The following is a 12,160-nucleotide window of genomic DNA, read 5'->3' as shown; positions in this document are numbered from 1 at the left end:
TCGTAGACTCCCCGGATGGCTTCTCCCACCGACCTGCGTACCGCCTCCGATGCCCTGGATGTGCTGGGCCGGGTCTTCGGCTACGACGCGTTCCGTGGCTTCCAGCAGGACGTGATCGACCACGTGGTCGCCGGCGGCGACGCGCTGGTGTTGATGCCCACCGGTGGCGGCAAGTCCCTGTGCTACCAGATCCCGGCCCTGGTCCGCGAAGGGGTGGCGGTCGTGGTGTCCCCGCTGATCGCGCTCATGCAGGACCAGGTGGACGCGCTCACCGCGGTCGGCGTGCGCGCCGGGTTCCTCAACTCGACCCAGACCCTGGACGCCCGGCGGCGGGTGGAGGCCGCCTTCGTCGCCGGTGAGCTGGACCTGCTCTACCTGGCGCCGGAGGCGCTCGGCGTCCGGTCCACCCTCGCCCTGCTGGACCGCGGGCGCATCTCGCTGTTCGCGATCGACGAGGCGCACTGCGTGTCCCAGTGGGGGCACGACTTCCGCCCCGACTACCTCGCGCTGTCGATGCTGCACGAACGCTGGCCGCAGGTCCCCCGGATCGCACTGACCGCCACCGCGACCAGCGCCACCCGCACCGAGATCGCGACCCGACTCAAGCTCGACGACGCCCGGCACTTCGTGGCCAGCTTCGATCGGCCCAACATCCAGTACCGGATCGTGCCCAAGCGCGAGCCCCGCAAGCAGCTGCTGACCCTGCTGCGCGACGAGCACCCCGGCGACGCCGGCATCGTCTACTGCCTGTCCCGGGCCTCGGTCGACAAGACGGCGGAGTTCCTCACCGCCAACGGCATCGCCGCCCTGCCCTACCACGCAGGGCTGGACGCGGGCACCCGCGCCGCCAACCAGCAACGCTTTCTGCGCGAGGACGGCCTGGTCATGGTGGCCACCATCGCCTTCGGCATGGGCATCGACAAGCCCGACGTCAGGTTCGTCGCCCACCTCGACCTGCCCAAGTCCGTCGAGGGCTACTACCAGGAGACCGGCCGCGCCGGCCGGGACGGCCTGCCGTCCACCGCCTGGCTGGCGTACGGGCTGCAGGACGTCGTCCAGCAACGCAAGATGATCGAGACGTCCGACGGCGACCTCGCCCACCGCCGCAACCTCGCCGCCCACCTGGACGCGATGCTCGCCCTCTGCGAGACGGTCCGCTGCCGGCGGGTCCAGTTGCTCGAATACTTCGGCGAGACGACGACGACCGCCTGCGGCAACTGCGACACCTGCCTCACCCCACCGGAGTCCTGGGACGGCACTGTCGCCGCCCAGAAGTTGCTGTCCGCCGTCTTCCGCCTCGACCGCGAACGCAACCAGCGCTTCGGTGCCGGGCACTGCATCGACATCCTGCTCGGCAAGCAGACCGACAAGATCAGCCAGTACGGTCACGACTCGCTGACCGTCTTCGGCATCGGCGCCGAGCTCAGTGAGGCCGAGTGGCGGGGCGTGGTCCGGCAACTGCTCGCCGAAGGGCTGCTCGCCGTCGAAGGTGACTACGGCACGCTCGCGCTGACCGAGGCCAGCGCCGACGTCCTGGGTCGTCGCCGCACCGTCACGATGCGCCGCGAGCCGGAGAAGGCGCCGTCGAGCCGCTCGTCGAAGCCGCGCGGCTCGGCCACCGTCGTGGCCGAGCTGACCCCGGCCGCCGCGTCGCTGTTCGAGCGGCTGCGCGGCTGGCGAGCGACCACCGCCAAAGAGCAGGGCGTTCCGGCGTACGTGATCTTCCACGACGCCACCCTGCGACAGATCGCCAGCGACGCGCCCCGCACACTGGCCGACCTGTCCCGGGTCAGCGGGGTCGGCGAGAACAAACTCGCCAAGTACGGCGAGCAGATCCTGGCCGTCCTCGCCACCGACTGAGGCACGCCGAAGGGCCGGCCCCGTGGTGGGGTCCGGCCCTTCGGCTGCGTGCTGAGGTGCTGGGGTGCTGTGTGCTGGCGTGCTGTGGGTCAGCTGGTGGCGTAGCCGCGGGTGGCGATCCAGTCCGCGAGGTGCTCGACGGTGACCTCGTAGGAGGCGGTGTTCGGGTCGGCGGAGTCGGCGATCTTCACCACGTTCCCGCCATCGCGGTAGCCGACGACGCTGATGTAGTGCCCGCCCTCGAAGGAGTGGATACCACCGTCGGTGTCGGTGGTGGTGCCGGCGATGTTGGCGACCACGGCCCGGCCGTCGTCGACGGTCTTCACAACGTCGGCGCGCAGCTGGTCGGTCTGCTTGTCATCCGCGGCGGGCGTGCTGATCTCCACCGACCGGTAGGCGTCGTTCTTACCGGTCTCCTTGTTCAACACCGGGGTGATGTCGTTGATGGAGTTGGTGCCGGCCTCGGTGGTGCCCATCTCCTTGGCCATGGCGTCGACGCTGATGTCCTTGCCCTGCACGGACAGGGCGTTACGGGCGGCGGCGGGGCCGCAGTAGTAGAAGTTCGGCTGGGCCTCGTAGCGCACACCCAGCTGACGCTCACCGGCGGGCTTGCGGTCGGTCTGGGTCTGCGACGCCGGCTTGCTGGTGTTCGGGGCGGCGAAGGCGGTGGTGACGGGTCCGGCGATGGCACCGCCGGTGAAGGCGAGACCGGCAGCGGTCAGGGCGGTCTTACGGATCAGATCGGTACGCATGATGGCGTGCTCCTCTGCATCGGGGGTGTTTCCGCACGAGCACTGAACGCGGGGGGGGTGTGGCCGTGCGGGGAGGTTCGTGGGGGCCCGGCGACCCGCTGGGGTCGGCGTCGGGACAAGGTGTAACGGTTCGCGGTGGCGGGTCATTCCGCCTGCCCATCGGCCCTGTTGTGATGCCGGGCCTGGCTGGTTCCGCCTACCAGGGCTGGCCGGTGGTGCTCGGGCCTGGCTGGTTTCGCCTACCTGCGGCCGGCCGGTGGTGCTCGGCCGTGCGGGGGATGTAACCGGGGCGGCCGGGCGGGTGTTCCCGGCGGCTGCTCTCCACCGGGCCGGGGGCGCGGTGGTCTGCCAGGTATAACGACCCCGCCCGGCCCCCGATTCCACGCGCGGGGTGGCCCCGACCACCCGACACCCCCACCCAAACCCGACAAACCGCCGACCCGACGCCTGCCTCGACGGCTGGCGACCCGGACACAGCGGACACAGCGGCGTGATCGACTCGGGTTTCAGGAAGACGCGACATCCGCGCGCCTGGGACACCGCGACTTCATGGAACCCGAGTCGATCACGCCTGCTTCGCACCCGGGACACCCCGGCATCACAGGATCAGGCGTTGGGTTTCGCCTCCGCGCCGTCGACGGCCTTCGTGTCCTTGTCGAGGGCGGCCAGGATCGCCTCGGCGGTGCGTCGACCGACCCCCGGCACCTCCGTGATCTCTTCGACAGTTGCGGCCGAGAGTCGCTTGAGCGAACCGAAGTGCCGCAACAGCGCTTTGCGCCGGACCTCCCCCAGGCCGGGCACGTGGTCGAGTGCCGACTCGGTCATCCGCTTCGAGCGGCGTTGCCGGTGGAAGGTGATGGCGAACCGGTGGGCCTCGTCACGCACCCGTTGCAGCAGGTAGAGCCCTTCCGAGGTACGCGGAAGGATGACCGGGAACTCGTCGTCCGGCAGCCACACCTCCTCCAGCCGCTTGGCCAGCCCGCACAGCGCCACGTCGTCGATGCCCAGATCGGCCAGGGCCTGCGCGGCGGCTGCGACCTGTGGGGCACCGCCGTCGACGACCACCAGCTGCGGCGGGTACGCGAATTTGCGCGGCCGGCCGGTCGTCGGATCGATCAGGACGCCGACCTGCGGCTCGACCGCATCCTGCGGGGCGGCCTGGTCGTCGGCCGACTCCACGCCCACCTCGCCCGTCTCGGCCCTGGCGTCCAGGTAGCGGGCGAAGCGGCGGCGAAGCACCTCGGACATCGCGGAGAGGTCGTCGGTGGCGCCCCGGACGATGAACCGCCGGTATTCGCTCTTGCGGGGTAGCCCGTCCTCGAAGACCACCATGCTGGCGACCACGTCGGTGCCCTGGATCTGGGAGATGTCGAAACACTCGATGCGCAGCGGCGACGTGCTCATGCCCAGCGCCTCGCTGATCTCGTCCAGTGCCTTGCCCCGGGTGGTCAGGTCACCGGAGCGCTTCAGCTTGTGCCGGGCCAGCGCGTCCTTGGCGTTGCGTTCCACCGTCTCCATCAGGGAGCGCTTGTCGCCACGCTGCGGCACCCGTAGCGACACCCGACTGCCCCGGTGGCTGGAGAGCCAGTCGGCAAGTGCGTCGGCGTCCGCTGGCAGCTCGGGCACGAGCAGCTCGCGGGGCACGTCGGCCTCGCCGTGCTCGCCGCCGTACACCTGGGTGCAGAAGTGGTGCACCAGGTCTCCGGTGGTCAGGTCCTCGGTCTTCTCCACCACCCAGCCGCGCTGGCCGCGGACCCGGCCGTCGCGGACGTGGAAGACCTGCACGGCCGCCTCGAGCGGGTCGTCGGCGAACGCGACCACGTCCGCGTCGGTGCCGTCGCCCAGCACCACTGTCTGCTTCTCCATGGCCCGACGCAGCGCTGCCACGTCGTCGCGCAGCCGGGCGGCCCGCTCGAACTCGAGCTGCTCACTCGCCTCGGTCATCTCGCGTTCGATCTTGCGGACCATGGTGTCGGTGCGCCCGGCCATGAAATCGCAGAACCCGTCGACGATGGCCCGGTGTTCGTCGGCGGAGACGGTGCCGACGCACGGGGCCGAGCACTTGCCGATGTAGCCGAGCAGGCAGGGACGACCGACCTGACCGGCCCGCTTGAAGACCCCGGCGGAGCACGTCCGGGCGGGGAACACCCGCAGCAGCAGGTCGAGGGTCTCCCGGATCGCCCAGGCGTGCGAATAGGGGCCGAAGTAACGCACGCCCTTGCGCTTGGCGCCGCGCATCACCTGCAGCCGCGGGTACTCCTCGTCGAGGGTGACGGCGAGATAGGGGTACGACTTGTCGTCGCGGTAGCGGACGTTGAACCGCGGGTCGTACTGCTTGATCCAGGTGAACTCCTGCTGGAGTGCCTCGACCTCGGTGCCGACGGTGATCCAGTCCACCGACTCGGCGGTGGTGACCATCTGACGGGTGCGCTCGTGCAGGTTCCAGACGTCGCCGAAGTAGGAGTTGAGCCGGCTGCGCAGATTGCGCGCCTTGCCGACGTAGATCACCCGGCCGGTGCCGTCGCGGAAGCGGTAGACCCCCGGTAGCTCCGGGATGGTGCCGGGTGCGGGGCGGTAGGTAGAGGGGTCAGCCACGCCAGCAAGCCTAGTCCGCGGCACCGACAGCCCCCGGCAGGCGCGTGATCCACTCGGCGTCCCGGAGGTCGGGGTGTCGGCACGCCACGGACACCCCGATCTCCGGGACCGCGAGTCGATCAAGGGGCGCCGGCCCAACCACCAGATCAGCCCGCCGGCCCGGCGGTCACGCCAGTCCGGCCGTCAGACCAGCCCGGCGGCCCCGCGATCAGACCAGCCCAGCCGCCAGACCAGCCCAGCCGCCAGACCAGCCCGGCGGCGATCAGGCCAGCGAGATCTGGTCGCCGGTGACCTTGATGTTCTTCGGCGGCAGCGGCTTCGTGGCCGGGCCGGCCTTCACCGAGCCGTCCTCGATCGAGAACTTGCTGTTGTGGCAGGTGCAGTTGATGGTGCCGCCGTCGACGTTCGTCACCGGGCAGTTCTGGTGCGTACAGATCGGGCTGAATCCCTTGAACTGACCCGCCGTGGGCTGGGTGATGACCACGCCCTCGGCGGCGAGGACCTTGCCACCCCCGACCGGGATGTCGGTGGTGGTGGCCAACGACTGGGCGTTCTGCCGGTCGCCGCCGCCGGCGTCGCCGGTGCTGGGCACTGCGGGGCCCCCACTGGTGGGTGCGTCACTGCCGCTGCCGCCGTCGTCGCTGCCGCAGGCAGCCAGGACGACGGCCGCGCCGACCGCCCCGACGCCGGTGAGCAGGGTACGGCGTGTCTGGGTACCCGAACCGGTCAGCGCCTGATCGTCACTCATGCCTCGCCTCTCTCTGGCCCGCTGCGCCGGTCGGAAGCCGGCCACACTTCTCCACACGCGCAACTGTGCCGGATGGTTCATGGCGGCATCCGGCCGACCCGGCAAATGAGGCGGGGCGGGTCGTCATCCGACCCGCCCCGCCCGACGAACACGTACAGAGAGATCAGCGCGCGCCGGCCGGCACCTTGCGGCTGGCCCGCGTCTTGGTCGCGCCGTTGGCCTTGGCGGCCCGGGTGGTGGCGGCAGCCGCACCCTTGGCCTCGCCGTCGAGCTTGAGCACCTGGCGCAGGAACTGACCGGTGTGGCTCTCCGCCACCTCGGCGACCTCCTCGGGGGTGCCGGTGGCGAGCACGGTGCCGCCCCGGTGGCCGCCCTCGGGACCCATGTCGATCAGCCAGTCGGCGGTCTTGATCACGTCGAGGTTGTGCTCGATGGTGATCACCGTGTTGCCCTTGTCGACCAGCCCTTCCAGCACCATCAGCAGCTTGCGGATGTCCTCGAAGTGCAGACCGGTGGTCGGCTCGTCGAGCACGTAGACCGTCCGCCCGGTGGAGCGCTTCTGCAACTCGGAGGCGAGCTTGACCCGCTGCGCCTCACCACCGGAGAGGGTCGGCGCGGGCTGACCGAGGCGGACGTAGCCCAGGCCGACGTCGACGAGCGTCTTCAGGTGCCGGTGGATGGCCGGGATAGCGGAGAAGAACTCGGCGGCCTCCTCGATCGGCATCTCCAGCACGTCCGAGACGGTCTTGCCCTTGTAGTGCACCTCCAGGGTCTCCCGGTTGTACCGGGCGCCCTTGCAGACCTCGCAGGGGACGTACACGTCGGGGAGGAAGTTCATCTCGATCTTGATGGTGCCGTCACCCGAGCACGCCTCGCAGCGGCCGCCCTTGACGTTGAAGGAGAACCGCCCAGGGCCGTACCCGCGTACCTTCGCCTCGGTCGTCTCGGCGAAGAGCTTGCGGACGTGGTCCCAGACCCCGGTGTAGGTGGCCGGGTTGGAACGCGGCGTCCGACCGATCGGTGACTGGTCCACGCCGACGACCTTGTCCACGTGCTCCAGACCGGAGACCCGGGTGTGCCGGCCGGGCACCAGCCGGGCGCCGTTGATCTGGTTCGCCAGCACCGCGTAGAGGATGTCGTTGACCAGCGTCGACTTGCCCGAGCCGCTGACCCCGGTGACGGCGATCAGCTGGCCCAGTGGGAACGAGACGGTCAGGTTGCGCAGGTTGTGCTCCCGCGCGCCGTGCACGACCAGCTCACGGCCCGGATCCTGGGGACGGCGGCCCGTCGGCGTCGGGATCGACCGGCGACCGGACAGGTACGCCCCGGTGATCGACTCCTTGTTCTTCAGCAGCGCCGGCACCGAGCCGCTGTGCACGATCTTGCCGCCGTGCTCACCCGCGCCCGGCCCGATGTCGACGATCCAGTCGGCGGTGCGGATGGTGTCCTCGTCGTGCTCCACCACGATCAGCGTGTTGCCCAGCCCGCGCAACCGGATCAGGGTCTCGATCAGCCGGTGGTTGTCGCGCTGGTGCAGCCCGATCGACGGCTCGTCGAGCACGTAGAGCACGCCCACCAGGCCGGAGCCGATCTGGGTGGCCAGCCGGATGCGCTGTGCCTCACCGCCGGAGAGCGTGCCGGCCGGGCGGTCCAGGGAGAGGTAGTCCAGGCCAACGTCGAGCAGGAACCGCAGCCGGGCGTTGATCTCCTTGAGGACCCGCTCGGCGATCATCTTCTGCCGGTCGGTCAGCTCGATGCCGGCGAGCAGGTCGGCGCACTCCCCCACGGACAGGTTGCAGACCTCGGCGATGCTCTTGCCGGCCAACGTGACCGCGAGCACCTCGGGCTTGAGTCGGGCACCGCCGCACGCCGCGCACGGCACGTCGCGCATGTAGCCCTCGTACTTGTCGCGGGACCACTCGGACTCGGTGTCGGAGTGCCGGCGCTCGATCCACTGCACCACGCCCTCGAAGCCGGTGTAGTAGGAGCGCTCACGGCCGTACTTGTTGCGGTACCGCACGTGCACCTGGTCGTCGGAGCCGTGCAGGATCGTCTTCTGCGCCCGCGCCGGCAACGCCCGCCACGGGGTGTCGATGTCGAAGTGCTGAGCCTCGCCGAGCGCCTCCAGCAGGCGCAGGAAGTATTCCAGGTTGTGCCCGGTGGACCAGGGCTGGATGGCGCCCTCGCGCAGGCTGCGCTCCGGGTCGGGGACCAGCAGCTCCGGGTCGACCTCCTTCTTGGTGCCCAGGCCGGTGCACTCCGGGCAGGCGCCGTACGGCGCGTTGAAGGAGAAGACCCGGGGCTCGAGATCCTCGATGGCCAGCGGGTGGTCGTTGGGGCAGGCCAGGTGCTCGGAGTAGCGGCGCTCGCGGTCCGGGTCGTCTTCCGGCAGGTCGACGAAGTCGAGCAGGACCAGGCCGCTGGACAGCCCCAGCGCGGCCTCGACCGAATCGGTGAGCCGCTGCTTGGCGCTCGGTTTGACGGTGAGCCGGTCGATCACCACCTCGATGGTGTGCTTCTCCTGCTTCTTGAGCTTCGGCGGCTCGGTCAGCGGGTGCACCACGCCGTCGACCCGGGCCCGGGCGTAGCCCTTGGCCTGCAGCTCGGCGAAGAGGTCGACGTATTCGCCCTTGCGGCCCCGGATCACCGGGGCGAGCACCATGAACTTGGTGCCCTCGGCCATGGCGAGGACCCGGTCGACGATCTGCTGCGGGCTCTGCCGGGAGATGCGCTCGCCGCAGACCGGGCAGTGCGGCTCACCGATGCGGGCGTAGAGCAGGCGGAGGTAGTCGTAGACCTCGGTGATGGTGCCGACCGTCGAACGCGGGTTACGCGAGGTGGACTTCTGGTCGATCGAGACGGCCGGGCTCAGGCCCTCGATGAAGTCGACGTCCGGCTTGTCCATCTGGCCGAGGAACTGCCGGGCGTACGAGGAGAGCGACTCGACGTAGCGGCGCTGCCCCTCGGCGAAGATCGTATCGAAGGCCAGGCTCGACTTGCCCGACCCGGACAGCCCGGTGAACACGATGAGTGCGTCCCGGGGCAGGTCGAGACTGACGTCACGCAGGTTGTGCTCGCGCGCGCCACGGATGATCAGTCGGTCGGCCACAGTGCGTGTACTCCCGGGAGAAGATGAAGCGAAGGATGTGTCCCGCTCTGGGTGCTCTTGAGCGGTCGTGCGGGCGCGGAAAACACGCCTCGGCAACTCTAGCCCCGAGGTACGACAGTTTCCCTCGCCCGCACATTCCCCCAGCTCAGCCCGGTCGGCCGCCCGGCCCGCAGCCGGCCGGGAGCCCCGGCCGGTCGGCCGCGAACCACGGTCAGTAGCCCCCGGGCGTCGGCGGACGCGCCGCGCGACGTCGGGCCGAACGCCACCCGCCGCGCCGCTCCGCCGCCACCCGCGCCTCCCGCCGTCGACTCTCGTGGGCCACCTCACCCTGCAGCCGCCGCCAACTCTCCCACCGACGGGTGGAGAGCTCGCCGGTGTGCAGCGCCTCCCGGACCGCGCAGGCCGGCTCGCCGTCGTGGCCGCAGTCGGCGTACCGGCAGCCCTCGGCCAGCCCGGCGATGTCGGCGAACGCCCGGTCGAGCCCGGCCGCGCCGTCCAGCAGACCGACCGCCCGCACGCCGGGCGTGTCGATCACCGCGCCGCCGCCGGGGACGGGTACGAGAGCCCGCCAGGTGGTGGTGTGCCGACCCTTGCCGTCCACCCGCCGGATCGCCTGGGTGGGCATCATCACCGCCCCGACGAGGGCGTTGACCAGGCTCGACTTGCCGGCACCGGACGGGCCGAGCAGGCCGAGCGTGCGACCGGGGGCCACCTCGGCGCGCAGCGGGTCCAGCCCGAGGCCACGTTCGGCGCTGACCGGCAGCACCGGCACCCCGGGGGCGACAGCGGCCAACTGGCGGGCCAGCGCGCCCGGGTCGGCCGCCAGGTCCGCCTTGGTCAGTACGACCAGGGGTCGGGCGCCGGACTCGTGGGCCAGGGAGAGCAGCCGCTCGATCCGGCCCACGTCCGGCTCGGGGTGCACCGGCTCGACCACGGCGGCGGCGTCGAGGTTGGCGGCCAGCACCTGGCCGCTGGCGTCCTTGCCGGCGGTACGCCGGATCAGCGCGCCGCGCCGCGGCAGCACCGTCTCCACGGTGACCCGGCGGTCCGGCCAGTGGGTGAGCAGCACCCAGTCCCCGGCGCAGGGCAGCGCGGACGGGTCCCGCGCGGCGACGGTCAGCACCGCCCCGCCCAGGCTGGCCCGGACCGGGCCGACGGTGGTCAGCACCGTGCAGACCCCCCGGTCCACCCGGGCCACCCGACCCGGCTGGTGCTCGCCGCGGCGCGCGGCGTACGCCGCTCGCTCGGCGTCCCAGCCGAGGGCGGTCAGATCGATCGTCATAGCATCCTCATCGGTGTCGAAGCTGGTGATGGCGGAACACGCGTGCCACGTCCGGCATGATCAACCACCTCCGTCCGATGTCCCGGTGCCGCGTCTGCCGCTGACGGTAGGTCGTGCGCCGACGCGCCGAAAGCGATTTCCCCGGCGACGCCGCGGGCGGCGGACCGCTACTGTCGACGGGTGACCACGGATCCGCTGCTGCTGATGGGCGAGGTGGACGCGGCCACCAGCCGACTACTCCGTACCGCCGCGTCTTTCGACGCCGCGGACCTGGCTGCCGCGTCGCTGCTGCCGGGCTGGACGCGCGGCCACGTGCTGGCGCACGTGGCGCGCAACGCCGACGGCTTCGTCAACCTGCTCACCTCGGCCCGCACCGGGGAGGCCCTGCCGATGTACGCCTCGTTGGAGGCCCGCACGGCGGACATCGAAGCCGGTTCGGGCCGACCACCGGCCGCGCACCTGGACGACCTGCGCCGCACCGCGGACCTGTTCGCCGAGGCGGTCGCGGCGATGCCGGCCGAGGCGTGGGCGGCGACGGTGCAGGCGCGTAAGGGCCCGTGGCCGGCCGCGCTGCTGGTCTGGGGTCGGCTCCGGGAGATCGAGGTGCACCACCTCGATCTGGCCGCCGACTACCGGGCCACGGACTGGTCGGAGGCGTTCGCCCACCGACTGCTGCGCGAGGCGGCCAGCCATCACGGCACCGGTCCGACGCCCCCGTCGATGGTGCTCCGTCTCGACGGCAGCGAGCACGAGGTGGTGATCGGGGAGCGGGTCGGCGCCCCGGTCGTCGCCGGTCCCGCCCCCGACCTCGCCGCCTGGCTGATCGGCCGCGCCGACGGCGTCCCGCTCTCCGTCATCCCTGACGGTCCCCTGCCTACTCCACCGGAATGGATATAGAAACGTCATGACATACAACGGAGACGTCACGAACGGCGGCGCACCCGCGGTTCGGGAGTTGGCCGGGCTGACCATCAGCAAGCTGTCGGTGGGCCCGATGGACAACAACGCCTACCTGCTGCGCTGCACGGCCACCGGTGACCAGGTGCTGATCGACGCCGCCAACGAGGCACCCCGGCTGCTCGACCTGATCGGCGACGGTGGGCTCACCGCCGTGGTGACGACCCACCAGCACATGGATCACTGGGTGGCGCTGGAGGAGGTCGTCGCCAAGACCGGCGCCCGGGCGCTGGTGCACGCCGACGACGCGGCGGGCCTGCCGATCGAGGCGGAGCGGCTGGCCGACGGCGACACCGTGGCGGTCGGCGACTGCGCGCTGGAGGTCATCCACATCAAGGGCCACACCCCGGGTTCGATCGCGCTTCTCTACCGCGACCCGGCCGGCACCCCGCACCTGTTCACCGGCGACAGTCTCTTCCCTGGTGGCGTCGGCAACACCGACAAGGACCCGGAGCGGTTCGCGGCGCTGATCGGCGACGTCGAGCGGAAGCTGTTCGACAAGCTGCCGGACGACACCTGGTTCTACCCGGGCCACGGCAAGGACAGCACGTTGGGCGCCGAACGCCCCGCCCTCCCCCAGTGGAAAGCCCGAGGCTGGTAACCCCACCGCAAACCCAAGACCCAACGTCACCAGGGACCCCAAAGATCAACACCCCACCGTCGTAGGCGGCACCCCCGCACCAACCGGAACCACGAAGGGGGCGGGGGCCCGCCGCGCCCGGCGCAGGGATCAAGCCTGACCGCCCGGAGCCGGGCGCGGCGGGCCCCCCCCCCCCCCCCCCCCCCCCCCCCCCCCAACCCCCCCCCCCCCCCCCCCACCCCCCCCCCCCCCCACCCCCCCCCCCCCCCCCCCCCCC

Annotated in this window: 8 protein-coding genes; 3 read left to right on the top strand and 5 right to left on the bottom strand. The window is 71.3% G+C overall.

Going from position 1 to position 12,160, the window contains the following annotated elements; translation table 11 throughout:
- Positions 1 to 15: 15 nt before the first annotated feature.
- Positions 16 to 1,860, top strand: coding sequence for a DNA helicase RecQ (recQ, locus tag AB0C03_RS32045; RefSeq protein WP_210866743.1), 1,845 nt, complete (start codon positions 16 to 18; stop codon positions 1,858 to 1,860).
- Between the two features lie 89 nt (positions 1,861 to 1,949).
- Here recQ and AB0C03_RS32040 read toward each other — a convergent pair whose 3' ends face one another.
- The 5 genes from AB0C03_RS32040 to rsgA all read right to left on the bottom strand — a co-directional run bounded on the left by AB0C03_RS32040 (position 1,950) and on the right by rsgA (position 10,346).
- Positions 1,950 to 2,612 (bottom strand): C39 family peptidase, encoded by a 663-nt coding sequence (locus tag AB0C03_RS32040; protein ID WP_357641051.1) that lies wholly within the window; start codon positions 2,610 to 2,612, stop codon positions 1,950 to 1,952.
- A 606-nt stretch (positions 2,613 to 3,218) separates the two neighbouring features.
- Entirely contained in the window at positions 3,219 to 5,207 is a 1,989-nt protein-coding gene (gene uvrC / locus AB0C03_RS32035; protein ID WP_210866745.1) for an excinuclease ABC subunit UvrC, read from the bottom strand.
- 262 nt (positions 5,208 to 5,469) lie between these two features.
- Entirely contained in the window at positions 5,470 to 5,955 is a 486-nt protein-coding gene (locus AB0C03_RS32030; protein WP_030338337.1) for a Rieske (2Fe-2S) protein, read from the bottom strand.
- A gap of 163 nt (positions 5,956 to 6,118) precedes the next feature.
- The gene (gene uvrA, locus AB0C03_RS32025) at positions 6,119 to 9,064 is read right to left on the bottom strand and encodes an excinuclease ABC subunit UvrA (RefSeq protein ID WP_357641046.1); all 2,946 of its coding nucleotides are present in this window, start codon (positions 9,062 to 9,064) and stop codon (positions 6,119 to 6,121) included.
- Positions 9,065 to 9,275: 211 nt separating this feature from the next.
- Positions 9,276 to 10,346 carry a ribosome small subunit-dependent GTPase A gene (gene rsgA / locus AB0C03_RS32020; protein ID WP_357641043.1) on the bottom strand — a complete coding sequence of 357 codons (1,071 nt, stop codon included), beginning with the start codon at positions 10,344 to 10,346 and terminating at the stop codon, positions 9,276 to 9,278.
- 180 nt (positions 10,347 to 10,526) lie between these two features.
- On the opposite strand from rsgA, the gene AB0C03_RS32015 reads away from it, so the two are divergent.
- Together AB0C03_RS32015 and AB0C03_RS32010 are read left to right on the top strand one after the other, a co-directional pair.
- Entirely contained in the window at positions 10,527 to 11,243 is a 717-nt protein-coding gene (locus AB0C03_RS32015) for a maleylpyruvate isomerase family mycothiol-dependent enzyme (protein ID WP_357641040.1), read from the top strand.
- A gap of 7 nt (positions 11,244 to 11,250) precedes the next feature.
- The gene (locus AB0C03_RS32010; protein ID WP_357641037.1) at positions 11,251 to 11,904 is read left to right on the top strand and encodes an MBL fold metallo-hydrolase; all 654 of its coding nucleotides are present in this window, start codon (positions 11,251 to 11,253) and stop codon (positions 11,902 to 11,904) included.
- Positions 11,905 to 12,160: the final 256 nt, after the last annotated feature.

It is taken from the genome of Micromonospora parva (assembly GCF_040649675.1).
Lineage (GTDB): Bacteria > Actinomycetota > Actinomycetes > Mycobacteriales > Micromonosporaceae > Micromonospora > Micromonospora parva.
This window is presented reverse-complemented; position numbering and strand designations above follow the sequence as displayed.

What these genes read in the sequence shown, in the direction of transcription:
- recQ (WP_210866743.1), top strand. Translation starts at nt 16, where the DNA reads ATGGCTTCTCCCACCGACCTGCGTACCGCCTCCGATGCCCTGGATGTG.
- AB0C03_RS32040 (WP_357641051.1), bottom strand. Translation starts at nt 2,612, where the DNA reads ATGCGTACCGATCTGATCCGTAAGACCGCCCTGACCGCTGCCGGTCTC.
- AB0C03_RS32030 (WP_030338337.1), bottom strand. Translation starts at nt 5,955, where the DNA reads ATGAGTGACGATCAGGCGCTGACCGGTTCGGGTACCCAGACACGCCGT.
- rsgA (WP_357641043.1), bottom strand. Translation starts at nt 10,346, where the DNA reads ATGACGATCGATCTGACCGCCCTCGGCTGGGACGCCGAGCGAGCGGCG.
- AB0C03_RS32010 (WP_357641037.1), top strand. Translation starts at nt 11,251, where the DNA reads ATGACATACAACGGAGACGTCACGAACGGCGGCGCACCCGCGGTTCGG.